The organism is Parasphingorhabdus sp. (genome assembly GCF_039939955.1).
GTDB lineage: Bacteria > Pseudomonadota > Alphaproteobacteria > Sphingomonadales > Sphingomonadaceae > Parasphingorhabdus.
Map to the genome: position 1 here is coordinate 1,164,600 of NZ_JBDVHS010000005.1, position 18,786 is coordinate 1,183,385.

20 protein-coding genes are annotated in these 18,786 nt (G+C 52.3%); 14 read left to right on the forward strand and 6 right to left on the reverse strand.

The genetic code is table 11. The features are described 5' to 3' along the window. Positions 1 to 45 precede the first annotated feature (45 nt). The 4 genes from ABJG22_RS10870 to ABJG22_RS10885 all read right to left on the reverse strand — a co-directional run bounded on the left by ABJG22_RS10870 (position 46) and on the right by ABJG22_RS10885 (position 4,029). The gene (locus tag ABJG22_RS10870; RefSeq protein WP_348020242.1) at positions 46 to 501 is read right to left on the reverse strand and encodes a GNAT family N-acetyltransferase; all 456 of its coding nucleotides are present in this window, start codon (positions 499 to 501) and stop codon (positions 46 to 48) included. A gap of 1 nt (position 502) precedes the next feature. Further along, the gene (locus tag ABJG22_RS10875; RefSeq protein WP_348020243.1) at positions 503 to 1,906 is read right to left on the reverse strand and encodes a nitronate monooxygenase; all 1,404 of its coding nucleotides are present in this window, start codon (positions 1,904 to 1,906) and stop codon (positions 503 to 505) included. Between the two features lie 81 nt (positions 1,907 to 1,987). Then, complete coding sequence (locus ABJG22_RS10880) at positions 1,988 to 3,133, reverse strand: glycosyltransferase (RefSeq protein WP_348020244.1); 1,146 nt, start codon at positions 3,131 to 3,133, stop codon at positions 1,988 to 1,990. Positions 3,134 to 3,165: 32 nt separating this feature from the next. After that, positions 3,166 to 4,029: an alpha/beta hydrolase gene (locus ABJG22_RS10885; RefSeq protein WP_348020245.1), complete on the reverse strand. Its 864-nt coding sequence runs from the start codon at positions 4,027 to 4,029 to the stop codon at positions 3,166 to 3,168. A gap of 59 nt (positions 4,030 to 4,088) precedes the next feature. On the opposite strand from ABJG22_RS10885, the gene ABJG22_RS10890 reads away from it, so the two are divergent. The 7 genes from ABJG22_RS10890 to ABJG22_RS10920 all read left to right on the forward strand — a co-directional run bounded on the left by ABJG22_RS10890 (position 4,089) and on the right by ABJG22_RS10920 (position 11,053). Then, complete coding sequence (locus tag ABJG22_RS10890; protein WP_348020246.1) at positions 4,089 to 5,489, forward strand: protein adenylyltransferase SelO family protein; 1,401 nt, start codon at positions 4,089 to 4,091, stop codon at positions 5,487 to 5,489. Positions 5,490 to 5,627: 138 nt separating this feature from the next. Further along, positions 5,628 to 7,073 (forward strand): succinylglutamate-semialdehyde dehydrogenase, encoded by a 1,446-nt coding sequence (gene astD, locus ABJG22_RS10895; protein ID WP_348020247.1) that lies wholly within the window; start codon positions 5,628 to 5,630, stop codon positions 7,071 to 7,073. Between the two features lie 66 nt (positions 7,074 to 7,139). After that, positions 7,140 to 7,931 carry a uroporphyrinogen-III C-methyltransferase gene (cobA, locus tag ABJG22_RS10900; protein WP_348020248.1) on the forward strand — a complete coding sequence of 264 codons (792 nt, stop codon included), beginning with the start codon at positions 7,140 to 7,142 and terminating at the stop codon, positions 7,929 to 7,931. After that, positions 7,928 to 8,224 carry a DUF2849 domain-containing protein gene (locus ABJG22_RS10905; RefSeq protein ID WP_348020249.1) on the forward strand — a complete coding sequence of 99 codons (297 nt, stop codon included), beginning with the start codon at positions 7,928 to 7,930 and terminating at the stop codon, positions 8,222 to 8,224. Before cobA ends, ABJG22_RS10905 begins: the two co-directional genes overlap by 4 nt. 1 nt (position 8,225) lies before the next feature. Next, the gene (locus ABJG22_RS10910; RefSeq protein WP_348020250.1) at positions 8,226 to 9,860 is read left to right on the forward strand and encodes a nitrite/sulfite reductase; all 1,635 of its coding nucleotides are present in this window, start codon (positions 8,226 to 8,228) and stop codon (positions 9,858 to 9,860) included. Further along, positions 9,853 to 10,278, forward strand: coding sequence for a DUF934 domain-containing protein (locus ABJG22_RS10915; RefSeq protein WP_348020251.1), 426 nt, complete (start codon positions 9,853 to 9,855; stop codon positions 10,276 to 10,278). Before ABJG22_RS10910 ends, ABJG22_RS10915 begins: the two co-directional genes overlap by 8 nt. Then, positions 10,271 to 11,053, forward strand: a complete 783-nt coding sequence (locus ABJG22_RS10920; RefSeq protein ID WP_348020252.1) for a phosphoadenylyl-sulfate reductase — start codon at positions 10,271 to 10,273, stop codon at positions 11,051 to 11,053. Before ABJG22_RS10915 ends, ABJG22_RS10920 begins: the two co-directional genes overlap by 8 nt. Positions 11,054 to 11,109: 56 nt before the next feature. On the opposite strand, the gene ABJG22_RS10925 is transcribed toward ABJG22_RS10920, so the two are convergent. After that, a complete protein-coding gene (locus ABJG22_RS10925) occupies positions 11,110 to 12,609 on the reverse strand; it encodes a replicative DNA helicase (protein WP_348020253.1) in 1,500 nt (499 codons plus the stop codon). Between the two features lie 152 nt (positions 12,610 to 12,761). Between ABJG22_RS10925 and ABJG22_RS10930 the strand changes: the two genes are divergently transcribed. The 5 genes from ABJG22_RS10930 to ABJG22_RS10950 all read left to right on the forward strand — a co-directional run bounded on the left by ABJG22_RS10930 (position 12,762) and on the right by ABJG22_RS10950 (position 16,647). Then, on the forward strand, positions 12,762 to 13,244 hold the full coding sequence (locus ABJG22_RS10930; protein WP_348020254.1) for a UPF0262 family protein: 483 nt from the start codon (positions 12,762 to 12,764) through the stop codon (positions 13,242 to 13,244). 47 nt (positions 13,245 to 13,291) lie between these two features. Further along, positions 13,292 to 13,969, forward strand: a complete 678-nt coding sequence (locus tag ABJG22_RS10935; protein ID WP_348020255.1) for a GH25 family lysozyme — start codon at positions 13,292 to 13,294, stop codon at positions 13,967 to 13,969. A 19-nt stretch (positions 13,970 to 13,988) separates the two neighbouring features. Continuing rightward, complete coding sequence (gene dcd, locus ABJG22_RS10940) at positions 13,989 to 14,543, forward strand: dCTP deaminase (RefSeq protein WP_348020256.1); 555 nt, start codon at positions 13,989 to 13,991, stop codon at positions 14,541 to 14,543. 52 nt (positions 14,544 to 14,595) lie between these two features. Continuing rightward, on the forward strand, positions 14,596 to 15,777 hold the full coding sequence (locus ABJG22_RS10945; protein WP_348020257.1) for a saccharopine dehydrogenase NADP-binding domain-containing protein: 1,182 nt from the start codon (positions 14,596 to 14,598) through the stop codon (positions 15,775 to 15,777). 102 nt (positions 15,778 to 15,879) lie between these two features. Beyond that, entirely contained in the window at positions 15,880 to 16,647 is a 768-nt protein-coding gene (locus ABJG22_RS10950; RefSeq protein ID WP_348020258.1) for a metallophosphoesterase family protein, read from the forward strand. A gap of 73 nt (positions 16,648 to 16,720) precedes the next feature. Here the strand turns inward: ABJG22_RS10950 and ABJG22_RS10955 are convergent, their stop codons facing one another. Further along, positions 16,721 to 17,428 carry a response regulator transcription factor gene (locus ABJG22_RS10955; RefSeq protein WP_348020259.1) on the reverse strand — a complete coding sequence of 236 codons (708 nt, stop codon included), beginning with the start codon at positions 17,426 to 17,428 and terminating at the stop codon, positions 16,721 to 16,723. Between the two features lie 363 nt (positions 17,429 to 17,791). On the opposite strand from ABJG22_RS10955, the gene arfB reads away from it, so the two are divergent. Then, positions 17,792 to 18,190 (forward strand): alternative ribosome rescue aminoacyl-tRNA hydrolase ArfB, encoded by a 399-nt coding sequence (gene arfB / locus ABJG22_RS10960; RefSeq protein WP_348020260.1) that lies wholly within the window; start codon positions 17,792 to 17,794, stop codon positions 18,188 to 18,190. A 100-nt stretch (positions 18,191 to 18,290) separates the two neighbouring features. After that, a complete protein-coding gene (locus ABJG22_RS10965; RefSeq protein ID WP_348020261.1) occupies positions 18,291 to 18,776 on the forward strand; it encodes a GAF domain-containing protein in 486 nt (161 codons plus the stop codon). Positions 18,777 to 18,786 lie beyond the last annotated feature (10 nt).

Here is an 18,786-nt window from a genome sequence, read left to right on the forward strand (position 1 = left end):
CTCTCCCTCGGGAGAGGGGCTTGCTGCAGGACCGGATTTGGTTGACTATAGTTCCAGGTGAAGAAACTGGTTAAATTCGGTGGATTTATAGTCGCCGAATGCATCACCATTCGCAAACCCTCGCTTGCGATATAGACCCAGCGCTGCATCAAATTCTGTTCCAGAACCTGTCTCTAGGCTCAACCGCCGATAACCACGCTGTTGCGCTTGGTCGATGATGTGATCGAGAAGTGCGATGCCAACCCCTTTGCGTAGATGTCGTGCATCGGTTCGCATCGATTTGATCTCGCCTGTGGTTGCAGACAATTGCTTGAGCGCGCCAACGCCCATCAACTCTCGCCTATCCCAAATCGTCCACACCGCCACATCAGGATGTTTCAATCCGCTTAGATCAAGCGCGTAAACACTTTCAGCCGGAGAGTTTGCTTGCATCCCGGCGAGATGCGCAGCCAGCAAGTCTTGGACCTGCTGGCCGCTGAGATCATCAAGCCGGATATCCATCTTAGTCGCCCGTCAAAATCCGGTCCATCAACTGCTTCACAGTCGGCACAAAACCGTTGGAATAAAATGGATCCGTTCCGAAATTATAGGCACCATGGCCAGCGAACATCAGATGTTCTTCTACCGGAGCACCGTGGACGATTTCCTGCAGGCTCTTCTGAATGCAGAAGCTACGTGGATCGGCGAGCCGTCCAGTGCTGAAATTGTCATGGTCTTTCCATGCAGAGAAACCGCAATGCGAAAGGCAACCCATGCAGTCCGCCTGATCCTTGCGGATCATTTTCGATTCCTCTGGCGCAGCGAATATCACGGTGCTGTCGGGGGTTTTCAACGCCATGGTGTGGCCAAGGCCAACCCATTCGCGCGCGCGCAACAAATCAGCTTTGCTAACCCAGAAATTCTTCCCTTTGACGCCAACATCCAGTTGGTGCGTGTGTTCGCCTTCCTGTTCCGTCAGATACGGAATCTGACGCTCCGACCGCGCTTCCAGGCTGCGGAGAAATTCATTCCGAACAGCGGAACTATAGAAACCGGTTGGTGAAAATTTATGTAGAAGAACATCACCTTCTTTGATTTTGGTCAGTTCACTCTTCCAGCTTTCCGGGATGGGGCTTTCTTTCGTGAGCAAAGGTCTCGTTCCGAACTGGAATGCAATCTGCCCCAATTCTTCATTATCGATCCAATTTTCCCAATCACGCAAATGCCAGACACCGCCCGCCATGATGATCGGCACAGTATCGGCTATTCCTTCTCCGCGCATAGTATCCCGCAAAGCCTTGACCCGCGGATACGGATCTTCCGGTTTTCTTGGGTCTTCCGCATTGGACAAACCGTTATGACCACCCGCCAGCCACGGATCTTCATAGACCACAGCTGCCATCAGATCAGGAACCTTCTTATAGGCCCGCTTCCACAAAGCGCGGAACGCACGAGCAGAGCTAATGATGGGTAGATAATTTACCCCATATTCCTGCGCTATTTCGGACAGTTTATAAGGCATGCCAGCGCCGCAAGTGACACCAGCGACCATCCCTTTTGTCTGGTCTAAAACGCCTTCCAGCACTTGCTGTGCGCCGCCCATTTCCCAGAGCACATTGATGTTGATTGCGCCCTTGCCGTTTGAGATTTCATAAGCTTGCGTGACCTGCGCGACCGCGCCGTCAATCGCATATTGGACCAGTTCCTGATGACGCTCTTCCCGTTTTCGGCCATGATAGATTTGCGGAACAACATCGCCATCCTCATCATAACTATCTGCGTTCACGGCCGATACTGTACCAATACCGCCTGCAGCGGCCCAAGCCCCCGAACTAGCATGATTGGTTGCTGCAACGCCTTTTCCACCCTCGATCAATGGCCAAACTTCCTGACCATTATACTGGATGGGTTTTAACCCCTTGAACAATGAAATCTCCTATAATCCCCTGATGCCGATATAGACGGCAGCCGATAAAAATGCTCGAAAAAAACTCTTTTCTGAAATCCTTTAACTGGGCGAACCAAAATCACCCCGCCCTAGCGCACGACCATAAAGCAAGCCGTAACGACCAAGCATCTTATTCTCATTATATTCTGCTTGCGCTTTGGCCCGATTTTGCATCCCCAAGTCTTCCCGCAACTGCTGATGCTGAACCAAAGTTGTCACAGATTCGAAGAATTTGCTTTCGTCGGCAAGCGGTTTGATAAAACCGTGATTGGCCTGTGACACCATGGATTTAATATCCCCCACATCTGTGGCAGCGACGGGCAGACTCGCTGCCATTGCCTCGATCACCGAAATCGGGAATTGTTCACTGTCCGATGACAGGGCAAAAATATCGAACAAACCCATATAGCGCGACGGATCCGCCAAAAAGCCAGGCATCAGCAAACGATCCCCTAGCCCAACGCGTTCTGCCTCGGCCAATATTGCTTCTTTTTCCGGCCCTTCACCGACAATGACCAATCGGACATTATTGCCAGCTGCGGCACAGGCGCGCACGAGCCGAGGCAGATTTTTGATCGCCCGCAATCCGGCAACCGTTCCGACCACGACTTCGCCGTCACGCCGCATGAACCCAGGCAAAGCGCCCCTTTGTGGCGTCTTTTCGAAACGTTTAACATCAATGCCGTTGGGAACCTGATGGATTTTCTGCTCTGGCTGTTTCCATATCTCCTTGGCGATTCCGGCCAATTGCTCAGAGGGAACCACGAGAGCCTCCGCGCGCCCTAAAGCAAATTTACGGAACCAGTTTCGTTTCCAGTTCAGCCTCTCGCGCTCATCCTCGTTAAATCCGTCTTCGTGGTGAATCAGAGGTGGCAATCCCTCGATCCGGGAGAAAAGCGTCCGTGCCATCACGCCATCCATGGAACCCCAATTATAGGACAGGATCAGATCAAACTGCCGAAAATAGCTGACAAATTCCCGATATCGTTTCAGCGATGGCTTCCCCGCCAGCAAGGGTGCATCCTTTGGGAAAGCAACTTTGACCTTCGGATCAATCGCTTCGCGAGCGGACAGGCTATCAGGCTGCGCGGACAAAATGACATGTTCCGCAGCGGCACCGAAATGATTCATCAACCGGACGGCTCGCGCCTCCTTGCCGCCCAAATTGAACGTACTGTGAAGATGTAAGATTTTAGCTGGCTTCATGCGGTTTTCATGTTCGGCTATCGTGATGAGAGTCAATCAATGCGGTGGAGCAATTGATGGATCGCGTCAAGCGAGGCAGGCTCTTCCAGCGTCGGTGCGTGCCCCACGCGTGGGACAGTAACCAGATCACCCTTATCCAGTTTCTCGAGCATTTGCCGAGCGATCTTCTCACTGAATAGATCTGAAATCTCTCCGCGCAATATCAGCGTCGGGACCACCTTCAAACCTTCCAATGCGTTCCACAAAGCGCCACTGCCCCCACCTTTGCTATCAAACGGCTCGGCAATTTTCATGTCATAGTCTAGTTTAATGCGGCCAGAGCTGTTCATCCGGTAGACTTTTTTGGAAAAGGCAATCCAGTCTTTCAGTGTGAAATCCGGAAAGATATCTCCGCTATTTTCCGCCGTATCGCGTCCGGCATGGGCCCAAGTATCGAAGCTTCTCCCCTGCCCGACATGCGAACCGATGCGGTCCAATCCTTTTTGATCCAGTTCAGGACCAATGTCATTCAACAACGCGCCCGCAACGCGTCCGGGATGCATTTTTGACATTACCATGGTCACAATGCCGCCCAGAGACGTACCGAACAAGACAGCCTTCGGCATAGCCTGCTCGTCCATAAGCTTGATAATGTCAGCTATATATTGCTTCGGGTTGTAGCTGCTGCTGTCTTTGGCATATTCGCTCATACCGCGGCCGCGCAAATCCAACATGATGATCCGTCGTTCACCGTTGAGCACAGCGCCAAGATGCTCAAAATCCCGAGCATTGCGCGTTAATCCCGGCACGCAGATGATCGGTGTCTTGTCATTATCCGCTGAATAGTCCCGCGCGTGTAATTTCAATCCGTCCTCAGATTGCCAGTAGATATCTTGATATGTTTTTTCGTCGCTCATGTTGCGATTGCCCCGTCTTCCCACTTGCTGCGCAACCGATTAGCCGCCACTGTCAAGAAATGCCATATAAACCGCAATCCGAACCCACAAAGATCAACTACCAGCCCGATGTCCAGATCACCCAACTGGGAGAAAAGATCGGTGATCCGGTCAGCGCCGCTAATTTTCCAGATCATATTCTCCGGTTCAGAAATGACCGATGGGACCAGAGCATTGGCCTGCACGGCTTGGATGACTCGGATTGGATCAATCATTTCGGAAAACTTGCACCACTTGCGGACAACCTAAGCCCGCCGTTGGCCTTGCGCTATCATGGGCACCAGTTTCGCAACTATAATCCGGATATAGGCGACGGTCGCGGCTTTCTGTTCGCGCAGCTGCGCGATCATGAGAAACGGCTCATGGACCTTGGGACTAAAGGTTCCGGGACAACACCTTGGAGCAGGACCGGTGACGGCCGCCTAACCTTGAAAGGCGCGGTCCGCGAAATTATTGCGACTGAGATGCTTGAAGCACTCGGCGTCAACACCTCTAAAACACTCTCGGTTGTCGAGACCGGCGAAGAGCTAACGCGCGGTGATGAGCCGTCTCCGACGCGATCAGCCGTAATGACAAGATTGAGTCACAGTCATATTCGTATCGGAGCGTTCCAGCGGATCGCCTATGAAAAGAACGAGGCACTGATGCAGCAGCTCATCGAATATTGCCTGACAAATTATTATGGCGGCATCCAGACCGATGATCCGGCGGCAGAGCTATTCGCCAAAACTGCGCAGGAAGTCGCGAAACTAGCGGGCGCCTATATGACCGCGGGCTTTGTCCACGGTGTCCTGAATACCGACAATATCAACGTCACAGGCGAGAGTTTCGATTATGGGCCCTGGCGTTTCACCCCTCATTGGGAACCGGGCTTTACCGCCGCCTATTTTGATCAAGAGGGATTATATTGCTTCGGCCGGCAACCGGAAGCGCTCCACTGGAACCTGGCTCAATTTGCTAGCGCCTTGTGCTTAGTAGCAGAGAGTGATCCATTGGTTGCGATATTGGAATCCTTCCCCAAGGCCTATGGCACTGCGTTCACCGAACATTTCTGCTGGCGGCTGGGCATCGAGTCAAAAGGCTTCGATGACGACCGTGATCTGGTGGTTGCAGCAGAAAAAGGCTTGGCGCAGAAAACAACCCAGATTGACCAATTTTTCTTCGATTGGGGCAAAGCAGAGGACGTCGCTAAGCCTAAGGATGACTCATCAGAATTTTCCGAATTTCGCAATCTGATCGCGAACCGCGAGCGCACGCGAAAACCGGTGAGCGAATATTGGCACAAAGCTAGTCCATGTTCGATGCATATCGAAGAAGTTGAAACCATCTGGGCCGCCATTGCCGAAGATGATGATTGGAACCAACTCTCAGAAAAAGTCAATGAAATCCGTGGAATGGGTTTTGCATTGCGTAATGGCTAACAAGTCATGTTACATCAATTGACGTTCTGCAGATATTAACCCTGATATTAGCCGAATTTTCGCGCTATGGTCCATTGCGCTGGATATGCTTCAAACGGGCTATCTGGCATCGAATATCCTTAGAAAACAGAGGCTAGCTTGAGCGATCTGATATCAACTGAACCAGCAACCGGCGACACATTATGGACCGGCACGAGCGGCGATCCTGATGCAGCGATTATCAAAGCGCGCGAGGCATGGCCCGCTTGGGCTGCGACCTCCGTGGTCAACCGTGTAGAGGCGGTTCAACGCTATGCCGCCTGTATCCGCGCTGATGCGGAGAATCTCGCGGAACTGATTTCGCGCGAAACCGGCAAGCCATTGTGGGAAGCACGTACCGAAGTCGACTCTGTCGTCAAGAAAATCGACATTTCAGTTGATGCCTTCGCGCAACGTACCCCACAGCGCCAACTACCCAGCCAGGGCAATATGCGCGCAGCCTTGCGCCACAAGCCGCTTGGTGTTCTTGCAGTACTGGGTCCATATAATTTCCCAGCTCATCTACCCAATGGCCATATTGTTCCCGCTTTGATTGCCGGTAACACGATTGTTTTTAAACCATCCGAGAAAACACCTGCCGTTGGTCAATATCTAATTGATGCCTTCGCGAAGGCTAAGCTGCCGACCGGCGTGGTCAATATCGTTCACGGCGGCCCGAAAATCGGCAAACAGCTCACCACCAATGAAGATCTCGACGGCGTCTTGTTCACAGGCTCTGCCCGGACGGGGATTGCATTGAACCGCCAATATGCCTCCCGGCCCGACAAGATGCTGGCTTTGGAGATGGGTGGCAACAATCCCATCATTGCATGGGATACCGACGATATTCACAGCGCCGCCACGTTGATCGTGCAGTCGGCCTTTCTATCGGCTGGCCAGCGTTGTTCGGCTGCGAGCCGCCTGATCGTGAAAGATACGCTCTATGATCCCATCGTTCGGCAAGTGAAGCGGATCACAGATCGCCTTATCATAGATGAACCTTTTGCGAAGCCAGCCCCGTTCATGGGGCCCGTAATCGATAATGAGACCGCCGACGGCCTTACCGAGAGTTTTCTCGCGCTGATGAGCCACGGCGGAAAACCGATCAAGCATATGGCAAAAAAGATCGAGGGCCGTCCGTTTCTGACGCCGGGCATCATTGACGTAACCGACCTTCATGAGCGCCCGGACATCGAATTATTCGGCCCCATTTTGCAAGTGGTCCGTGTCGGTGACTTTGAGGAAGCCATCGCTGAAGCCAACAACACACGCTATGGGCTATCCTCCGCCTTAATCGGCGGAACGGCTGAACATTACGACAAATATTGGTCAAACAGCCGCGCTGGTATCGTGAATTGGAACAAAATGACAGTAGGCGCCTCATCTGAAGCACCCTTTGGCGGCATCGGCTTATCAGGTAACCATCGACCCAGCGCTTATTATGCCGCTGACTATTGTGCCTATCCCGTAGTTTCGCTGGAAGCAGAGCAAGCCAAGGCCTCGATCGGGATTGGCCTTAAAGATGAAGATCTTGGGAACAATACCGAACCTTCGCCCGCTAAATAGCTAAGCTTAGGTCACCCCAAAAACTTCTGTTTTGAACATGGCCGTCAATGGGGGCATATCGTAACTATGGAAAAAACATCAAATACGGCGACCCCATCGGGTAAAGTTCATCTGGTTGGTGCAGGACCCGGAGATCCGGATCTGCTGACACTGAAAGCGGCGAAACTGCTGGAACGCGCCGATGTCGTCGTTCACGATGGCTTGGTTAGTCGTGATATTCTGGATTTGATAGCGCCATCCGCACGTCGGATTTCGGTTGCCAAGAAACGTTCTCTGCACAGCGTCGCACAGAACCAAATCAACGACATTCTGATCAGTGAAGCTGAAAAAGGCCATTTGGTCGTACGCCTGAAGGGCGGCGATCCTTTTATTTTCGGACGCGGCGGCGAAGAGGCTGATGATTGCATCGCCGCTGGAGTGGCGGTCGAAGTCGTTCCGGGTATCAGCGCCGCCCTCGGTTGCGCTGCACAGGCAAGAATGCCCCTCACCCATCGCGATGCATCCAGCGCAGTGTCTTTTGTCGCAGGCCAATGCAAAGGCCTGTCCGATCAAAATTGGTCCGGCTTGGCAGGAAAAGGCCGTACGTTGGTAATCTATATGGGCGTAGCCAATGCCGAAGCGATCGTTGAGAAGCTGATCGCCGACGGCGCTGCACCGGACCTGCCCGTTGCCGTGCTGGAAAACGGCACGCGTGACAATTTCAGAGCACTCCGGACTCTTTTGACCGACCTCGGTGATCTCGTGAGGCGCGAAAAGATTAAGAGCCCTGCACTACTCGTCGTCGGGGAGGTCGCGAACTATGGCGATGCCGACGATAAATTTCAGGAATTTGCTCAAATAGCGGGAGTGATCGCATGAACATATTGACCGGAAATGACCTCAAAACCGGCGACGTTATCTGGTGGACCGGCAGCGAATGGTCGCGTCTTGTCAAAGACGCGGTCGATGTCGGCGATCAGGGCGAAACGATTCTGCAGCAAGAAGAATCCGCCCGCAGGGTCAACTCGCCTTATATTATCGAAGCCGAGCAAACAGAAGGTGGTCCGCGACCCGGACACATAAAGGACCGAGTCCGGGCACTCGGACCAACCGTTCGTCTCGACCTGACATTAAAACCGGCTGATCCCAATGCCGGCGACTGGGTGATCTAACATGTATCAATATGACCAATATGACCAGAAAATGGTCGACACACGGGTTGAAGAATTCCGCGATCAGGTAAAACGCCGCCTCGCAGGAGATCTAACCGAAGACCAGTTCAAACCGCTAAGGTTGATGAACGGCCTCTATCTACAGCTTCATGCCTATATGCTGCGTGTTGCCATTCCCTATGGCACGCTGAGTGGCAAACAGATGCGGATGCTTGGCCATATCGCGCGCAAATATGACCGCGATTACGGACATTTTACGACACGCCAAAACTTGCAATATAATTGGATCAAGCTGGAAGATGCTCCCGATATTCTTGCTGATCTTGCGTCGGTCGAAATGCATGCCATCCAAACCAGCGGCAATTGCATCCGGAATATTTCTTCTGATCAATTTGCTGGTGCGACGGCAGATGAAATTGCTGATCCACGCCCTTGGGCAGAAATTCTGCGGCAATGGTCCAGCTTTCACCCCGAATTTTCTTATCTTCCACGGAAGTTTAAGTTCGCGGTCATTGCCAGCGAAACCGATCGTGCGGCAATGCGGCTGCATGATATTGGTATCCAGTTGGTGCACAATGAAGCCGGCGAACTAGGCGCGAAATTCTATGTCGGTGGCGGCATGGGTCGTACACCCATGATCGCACCGGAAATCCGGGACTTTGTGCCTGCCGATGAACTGATCAGCTATGCCGAGGCCTGCCTGCGGGTGTATAACCGCTACGGACGACGGGATAATAAATATAAGGCACGGATCAAGATCCTCGTCCACGAGCTTGGCAAGGAAGAATATACCCGCCAGGTTGAAGAAGAATTCGCTCATATGAAACAGCTGGGACTAAACCCGCCGGTTGAGGAGTTGGAGCGCATCACTCAATATTTTGCGGACCCGCCGTTTGATAACAGTGCCAGCAATGATCTAGACCTATCCGATCCTGATTTTGCTTTATGGGTGGACCAGAATGTTTCCGAGCATAAACAATCGGGCTACGGAATTGTAACGATCAGCCTGAAACCGCGCGGTGGCATTCCCGGCGATGCTTCATCGGCACAGATTGATCTGATGGCGGAATTGGGCGAGCAATATAGCTTCGACGAATTGCGCGTGACCCACAGCCAGAATATTGTGCTCCCGCATGTTAAGAAGAGCGATCTATATGCGCTTTGGCAGAAGCTGGATGAAGCGGGACTAGCTCCAGCAAACCTCGACTTGATCTCGGACAGCATCGCCTGCCCCGGGCTCGATTATTGCAGCCTCGCCAATGCCCGTTCTATTCCCCTCGCCCAGAAAATCAGCGAACGCTTCGCTGACCTCGGTCGTCAGAGGGAATTGGGTGAGCTGAAGCTCAAAATTTCAGGCTGTATCAATGCTTGCGGCCATCACCATGCCGGACATATTGGCATATTGGGCGTCGACCGAAAAGGCACGGAAAATTATCAGCTTCTGCTTGGTGGTTCCGCTGCGGAAGACACCAGCCTTGCGAAGATCACGGGGCCTGGTTTTACCGAAGATGGCGTGATTGATGCAATTGAGACGGTAACCGATCTCTATCTCGATCAACGGGAAGATGGAGAGCGATTTATCGACACCTATCGCCGTGTCGGCATGGCTCGGTTCAAGGAGGCTATCTATGGTTGATCCCATCCGTTTGCGCAGTGATGATGCCCATGCAGAACCAGCGGTCTCGCTCGACTCGTTTCTGGGCGAATCCAACGCCACTGCTGTTCGTATCGAGCCAGGTGAAGATGCCCGGCAATTGCTTCCCTTTCTTGATCGTCTGTCACTGATCGAAGTTGCTTTTCCGGCCTTTGGCGACGGTCGTGGCTATTCGACCGCACAGATATTGCGGGAAGCCGGCTATGCCGGTGAGCTCCGGGCCAGTGGTGATGTGCTGCTGGATCAGGTCGCTTATATGCAACGTTGCGGCTTTGACGCCTTTGCACCGGACGCTCCAATCGATCCCGAACTGATGGAAGAAGCGATCCGTCGTTACGACCATGTCTATCAGGGAACATCAGACCAACGCACAGCAATTTGGAAACTTCGTCATGGGTGAAGCAGCACGCAGAATCGACACAATCGACGTCCGTCCGGATTTTTCCCAGGCCGACGCAGATGCCCTGAACCAACGCTTTGAAGGCGTAGGCACGATAGACATGCTTAAGGCATTATTTGACGAGCGCCAGTTGGGCGAAGTCGCGGTCGTATCCTCCTTTGGTACCGAAAGCGCCGTTCTGCTCCATCTGATTGCAGCGGTTGACGCAACCATCCCGGTGACCTTTGTGGATACGTTGAAAATGTTTCCAGAAACGCTCGAATATCGAGAGAAATTGGTCAAAACTCTTGGCATAAAGAACAGCAATGTTGTCGAACCCGATGCAGCGGTACTGGCGGAGAAGGACGAAAACGGTCTCCGTTGGTCCTATGATCCCGACGGTTGCTGCGAAATCCGTAAAGTGGAACCGCTGGCACGCGCCAAAGCGGGATTGAACAGCTGGATTTCTGGCCGGAAGGCATTCCAGTCTGTAACCCGCAACAATATCCCGCGCTTTGAAATTGACGATGGTCGATTGAAGATCAACCCATTGGGTGACTGGATCAAAGATGATCTCGAAGCCTATTTCGAAGAGCATGACCTGCCGCGCCACCCGTTGGAAGCGGAAGGTTATCTCTCGGTTGGTTGTGCACCCTGCACCTCCAAAGTGCTGCCAGGTGAAGATCCCCGTGCGGGGCGCTGGCGCGGCTGGGACAAGTCCGAATGCGGCATTCACGAAGATGTGACGCCGTTGCCGGATGCGGATGATAATGGAAAGAATGATCCGATTTTCTAGCGCTTCATTCTCTATATGAGGCTCACCGCTCGGTTGGGATCACTGTCTATCGCTAGCTAATATTCGTCCGGCGCATCCCCATATGCCAAATCACCGAATTTCGTGAACTCGCTGATGAAGCTAAGGTTGATATTACCGGTCGAACCTTGCCGGTTTTTGGCGACGATGACCGTCGCCTTATTCACCTTGCTTTGGTGATCGGTTTCCCAGGCAGAATATTTTGCAATCTGTTCCGGTGTGGAATTGCCATCAGGCTCATCAGGCTTGATCGCGAGATGATAATATTCATCCCGAAAAATGAACATCACGATATCCGCGTCCTGCTCAATCGAACCGGATTCACGAAGATCGGAAAGTTGCGGACGTTTGTCATCCCGGCTTTCAACCTGCCGACTGAGCTGCGACAGTGCCATCACCGGCACTTGCAATTCCTTCGCCAGTGTCTTCAGGCCACGACTGATTTCCGAAATTTCATTAACTCGATTGTCATTGGCACGACCGGAGCCTTGCAGCAACTGCAGGTAATCGACCACGATCAGCCCGATACCCTGACGCCGCTGTAACCGTCGAGCACGCGTCCGCAGTGCAGCAATAGTCAATCCTGGCGTATCATCGATAAACAGCGGCAAATCCTGCAATTCTCGCGACGCCAACGCAAGTCGATGCATATCGTCCCGACTGATCGCACCCATGCGCAGCTTTTCCGAGCTAATTTCTGCTTGCTCCGACAAAATCCTTGTAGCCAGCTGATCCGCCGACATTTCTAGGCTGAAGAAAGCGGTTTTAGCACCCAAAGAGTCAGCGGGTGCAATCCCGTCTTCCATATCCCGTAGATATCGATTGGCCGCATTGAACGCGATATTGGTCGCGAGCGATGTCTTACCCATGCCAGGACGACCCGCCAGAATGAGCAAATCGCTCCTGTGCAAACCACCCATCTTGGCATTCACATCGGTCAGGCCTGTCGTGATACCCGACACCTTGCCGCCACTGTTAAAGGCCCGCTCAACGTTGCTCAGCGCCTCTGTCGATGCCTGTAGGAACGATCGTACACCGCCTTCCTGCGCTTCGCCTTCGGAAACCCGGTAAAGAGCCGTTTCCGCTTCCTCGATCTGTTCTTTGGGAGCAACGGTTTCGCTGGTGTCCAACGCGCTTTCCACCAAAGTCCGACCGACGCTGACCAATTCGCGCAGCAAGGCCAGATCATAAATCTGGTCGGCAAAATCACGGGCGCCGATCAGTCCGGCCCCATCACCCGTGAGTTTCGCAAGATAGGATGGTCCGCCTAGCGCCTTCATTGCTTCATCAGACTCGAAATAAGGCTTCAGGGTCACCGGAGTAACCACCATATTTTTGTCGAGCAGCTTCAATGCCTGCTCGTAAATCCGTCCATGCAAGGGTTCATAAAAATGTTCGGGCCGCAGACGTGTCTGCACATCTTCCGCGACACGATTGTCGATCAGCAGCGCACCAAGAAAGGTCGCCTCTGCTTCGACATTGCGCGGCAGTCGCTGCTCGTCACTTTCATCTGCTTGGAAATGCATCAATTCGGCCATGGCTCTTCATTGACCCTGAATCGATTCTCGGCAAGGGGCGCGGCGAAAAAATTCGTAAACTTCCGGGGACAGTCCTGTGGAAAAACACACAGCCGCCATGTTGCACTGCAAAAACTCTTGTCCTCTGACCGGCGCTGCGGCAACAAGGCGCTATGTCCGATCCGCGCATCATTTCTGTTGAACTCGACGAAGCCACAATTTTGTGGCGCAACGCCGATATCGAGCAGGAACGGCGGATCGCAATATTTGATCTGATCGAAGAGAATTTCTTCAAGCCACTCAAACCACATGACGATGGCTATGCCGGCCCCTATCAACTTCAACTCAGTGTTCAGGAAGGTCGACTGATCATTTCCATCGGACGCGAAAATGGCGACCCCCTGGAAACTCTGATCTTAGCACTTGGCCGGTTTCGACGACCAGTTCGGGATTATTTTGCCATTTGCGACAGCTATTATCAGGCGATCCGCAAGGCGAGTGCAGCGGAAATCGAAACCATCGACATGGCCCGGCGGGGTGTACATGATCAAGGAGCAGATTTGCTGATCGAACGATTAGACGGAAAGATCGAGGTAGACTTCAAGACCGCGCGCCGTCTCTTCACATTGATCTGTGTATTGCATATCAAGAATTGAATGATTCTTCCGCTGCGTATTAGGGAACCAGGGTGGCCAATCGAAACATGAAAAAAACACTGTTGAGCCTTGCCGTAACAGCAGTGGTGCTGCTGATCATCGCATTCATCTTGCGCAGCGTTATCCTTAGCTGGGCGCCATCCCGGGACCAATATCCGGTGCAGGGCATATCCGTCGATGAAAGCCACGGCCAGATCATTTGGCATATCGCCGGCGCGACTGGCGTTGACTTTGCCTATGTCCAAGCCACCAACGGTGCGAAAAAACGGGATGAGAAATTCGCGGAGAATATAAAAGGAGCACGGGAGTCCGGGGTGCGCTATGGTGCTCTCCACAATTATTCGCTCTGCCATCTCGCGACGGATCAGGCGACTATGTTTGTGACCACCGTCCCGCGCGGCGACAATATGTTGCCACCTGCCGTTCGTCTGGCCTTCGACAATGATTGCAGAGACCGCCCTAGTCGCGCTCTGGTGCTCAGCGAGCTCAACACATTCCTCAACCAGATAGAAGCCCATAGCGAGAAACCCACCATCGTCGCCGTGTCAAAAGACTTCGAGCAGCTATATAATATCAGTAGCGGGATTGACCGGACCTTTTGGCTCGAGGCCAATTTTTTTCCACCGGATTACGCCACAAAACCCTGGGTCATGTGGCGCGCTTCAGATATGCGGCGGATCAGTGGGGTTGACGGCCCGATAAACTGGAACGTAGTGCGACCATGATCACCAACAGGAAACAAATATGAGCATTTTGTCTGACCGCTGGATCCGCAATGAAGCGAAAAAGTCCGGCATGATTGAGCCTTTCGTGGAAGGTCAAAAACGGGAAGGAAGCATCAGCTATGGCCTGTCTTCTTATGGATATGACGCCCGCGTGTCAGATGAATTCAAGATTTTCACGAACGTCGATAATGCCATTGTCGACCCGAAAAACTTTGCCGAAAACAGCTTCGTTGATCGCAAAACCGACTGTTGCATAATCCCGCCCAACAGCTTTGCCTTGGCCCGCACTGTCGAATATTTCCGGATACCACGCGATGTGCTCGTTATCTGTCTGGGTAAATCCACATATGCCCGCTGCGGGATCATTGTGAATGTCACACCACTGGAACCGGAATGGGAAGGCCATGTCACTTTGGAATTCTCCAATACCAGTCCCCTGCCCGCAAAAATCTATGCAAATGAAGGTGCCTGCCAGTTCCTGTTCCTAAAAGGCAATGAACCTTGCGAGACAAGCTATGCGGACAGAGCCGGCAAGTATATGATGCAAAAAGGTGTGACTCTGCCTAAGCTGTAGGTCATAGATCGCACAATTATTTCACCAGAAGATAAACGGCAGGAGCGCCCCTATGTCCGAAACACGTGAATTTGATGTCATCATCTATGGTTCAACCGGCTATACCGGACGTCTTGTCGCTGAATATATGGCACAGCAATATGGGCTGTCCGACGATGCCCCGAAATGGGCAATGGCAGGTCGCAGCCTTAACAAGCTTGAAGAGGTCCGCGATCTCATTGGTGCGCCAAAGGCCACACCGCTGGTCGTTGCCGATTCCGATGATAAAGATTCCATAGATATGATGGCGAGCCGGGCGCAGGTCATACTGACCACAGTCGGCCCCTATCAACTATACGGCGACGAACTTGTGGCTGCCTGCGTCAAAAATGGCACCCACTATGTCGATCTTTGCGGCGAACCGGGATGGATGCGCGAGATGCTCGACACCCATCAGGAAGCGGCCGAAAAATCAGGAGCGCAAATCTGTTTTTCCTGTGGCTTTGACTCGATCCCTTTCGATCTCGGCGTATTGATGCTGCAGAAGGAAATGAACGAGCGTTTTGCGAAACCTGCCACGCGCGTCAAAGGGCGCGTCCGCGCAATGGAAGGCACATTCTCGGGCGGAACCGCAGCCAGCCTGAAAGAAACGATGAAAGCGATTGCCAAAAACCCTAGCCTCGTCAAAATTCTAGCAAGCAGCTTTGGCCTGACACCCGGTTTTGAAGGACCGGACCAGCCCAATATGTTGATCCCCAAATATGATAAGACCATCGACAGTTGGGTTGCCCCGTTCATCATGGCCGCAATCAACACAAAAAATGTGCATCGCACCAATTTTCTGCTCGATTTTGCCTTTGGCGAAGACTTCAAATATGATGAGATGGTCGTCACCAGCCCCGGTGATATTGGCAAACAGGCCGCTGAAATGGTGGCGAAAGCCAATCCCCTCGGTGGTGATGATGCACCGAAGCCAGGCGAAGGCCCAACCAAAGAACAACGCGAAAATGGCTATTATGACGTATTGTTCCTAGGCGAGACTTCCGACGGTGAAACAGCCACGCTCTGCGTCAAAGGTGATAAAGACCCCGGCTATGGCTCCACCTCCAAAATGATTGCCGAAGCGGCTCTATGTATTGCTCTTGATGGTAACAAACAGGGTGGCGGTGTCTGGACACCGGGCGCACTGATGGGCAACAAGCTCGTCAAGCGATTGGAAGACAAGGCTGGACTTAGTTTCACGGTAGAAAGCTAGAGGCCGTCAGCAACCGTTCAGGCTTTGACGCTATTGACACGCTAAAATTGCAAACGATATCCCCCTTGAAACCAGATTTTTCAGGATAGATTTTTAGTCACCATGTTGAAACGCCTTCTACGCAAAAAAAAGCCGGACCGGCCAATTGATAGCGCGACGATTCCCGAGAACCGCCGCGTCTATGCAATTGGCGACGTACATGGTTGCAATGACCTCCTGCTGCAATTGCTGGACAAGATCATCAAGGATGACGGTGAACGCGATACTGTTGAAAGTGAAATCATCTTTCTTGGTGATCTCGTCGACCGCGGCCCCGACAGCGCCGGCGTGCTCGATACCGCTATCCAGGCCAAAGCCGAACTGGGCAACGTCCGGTTTCTGATGGGTAATCACGAAGAAGTTTATCTGGCCGCAGCTACCGGTGAAGAAAAAGCCGTCCGCTTCTTCAACAGGATCGGCGGACGCGAGACGATCTTGAGCTATGACATCACAATGAAGGAATATCTCGAACTCGACATGCCGGAACTGGCCGCACGCTTGCCTGAGCTATTCCCGCAAGAGCATATTGATTTTATAACAAGTTTTGACGACCAAATCGTCGTTGGCGACTATGCGTTTGTACACGCTGGTATCCGTCCCGGCATCCCCCTTTCTGAACAGCGTCAGAAAGACCTTCGCTGGATTAGAGAAGATTTTCTTGCGACACAGGAAGCCCATGAAAAGGTCATTGTCTACGGCCATACGATCAATGAAGACGTCGTAGAATGCGGGACACGGATCGGTATCGACACTGGTGCCTATTATTCTAACAAGCTAACCGCACTGGTACTGCAAGGTTCAGAACGTTGGTATCTGGACACCGCTTCATAAAAAAGGCGGAGCCAGATGGCCCCGCCGTTTTTCGGTCCGACAAACAGACCATTTTTGATATTGCTTCCGCGTTTTATGCGACCTGAGCAGTCGGCGCGATTTCTTCTTCCATATCGCGCAGAACATAGCCGCGTCCCCATACCGTTTCGATATAGTTTTCACCACCGCAGGCCAGCGATAGCTTCTTGCGCAGCTTACAAATAAACACGTCGATAATTTTAAGCTCCGGCTCGTCCATGCCGCCATATAGATGGTTGAGGAACATTTCCTTGGTGAGCGTTGTGCCCTTACGCAAGGACAGCAACTCAAGCATCGCATATTCTTTGCCGGTCAGATGTACCCGGTTGCCATCAACTTCAACCGTCTTGGCGTCAAGATTAACGGCCAGTTTTCCGGTCCGGATAACGCTCTGTGAGTGGCCTTTCGAACGGCGCACAACAGCATGGATACGGGCAACCAACTCGTCTCGGTGAAACGGCTTCGTCACATAGTCATCGGCACCGAAGCCAAAGCTGCGGACCTTGCTATCCATTTCGCTGATGCCGGAAAGAATTAGGACAGGTGTTTGAACCTTCGCAACGCGCAGTTTCTTCAACACATCATAGCCATGCATGTCCGGCAGGTTTAGATCGAGACAGATGATGTCATAATCATAAAGCTTGCCAAGATCGAGGCCCTCTTCACCCAGATCAGTGGTATAAACATTAAAACCCTCGGTCGTCAGCATAAGCTCGATCGCTTTTGCGGTCGTTGGTTCATCTTCAATCAGCAGCACGCGCATCAGGCAGCCCCTTTTTCTAAATTACGCTCCAGGATCGGAAACTATTCCGACCCGATGGATCATTTATTAACCATAAGATGAATGAACTTAAAAGGTTAATTTTTCGCTAAGTCAGGACTCAAGGCGAGTCGCGAAGATCGAAATGACTCTGTAACCCGCAGGAATGAGTCATTTCAGGACTCTCGGAATCTTCCAAAAAAAAATTAACTTTTTGCAATTTCGATGCTCAAATCGTGACTATTTTGTCAAAATGCACTGTCTTTTTCGGTATATTGGCAACACAAAGGACCATTTTTTACAACATATGGTAAGCTTCATTAACAAGCTCTTGTTGCACGGAGGCCCATGCCGCATGATCCATCCATGACCGAAATCCCAGCGAGCGCGATCACTGAAACATTCTTAGCCGCCAGCGGTCCTGGAGGGCAAAATGTCAACAAAGTAGCGACAGCGGTTCAAATGCGGGTCAACGTCTATGCTCTGGGGTTGACGCCTTATGCATTCCGGAAACTAAAAACCCTTGCAGGGAGAAAAATGACACAGGCCGGGGAACTCGTCTTCACCGTCCGCGAATATCGCACCCGCGAAGCCAATCGGGCAGAAGCGCGACGGCGGCTAGAGGAAATCATCGAGCAAGCCCACCAACGAGATCCGCGAAGGGTCAAAACCCGCCCGAGCAGAGCAGCCAAAGCGCGGCGGATTGATTCCAAGAAGAAGAAGTCCTCCGTGAAAAGAATGCGCGGAAAACCGAGTTTGGACTGAGCGATGAGCAGCGCAGTCACTGGATATCATCATGGGCTAGCTTGCCGTATATAATCCGGTAAAGAAGCCGGAAGTAGAAAATCTATTCGAAAGCACCATCATGTTAGAAATTTCCATCGATAGAGAACAGCCGACGGCGGAATATTATGCTGACCTGACATCCGCTGCCGCTGCACTCGTTGATGGCGAGCCAGATGCGATTGCCAATATGGCAAACATCGCAGCACTAATCTGGCAATATATTCCAGACCTCAACTGGGCCGGATTCTATCGGATGGTCGATAGCGAACTCATACTAGGGCCGTTCCAAGGCAAAACAGCCTGCATCAGGATCGCGGTTGGATCAGGCGTATGCGGCACCGCTGCAGCATCCGGAAAAACACAAAGGGTCGCCGATGTTCATGCCTTTCCGGGCCATATTGCTTGTGACGCCGATAGTCGGAGTGAACTGGTCGTACCGGTTATGAAAGATGGAAGAGTCATCGCGGTCCTCGATTTAGACAGCCCCCTGCCCGATCGTTTCAGCCCGGCAGATGAAGCGGGGATGATGAGCTTGATCAAGGCCATTGCCCCCAGTCTTGGCTGAGAAAAATCGT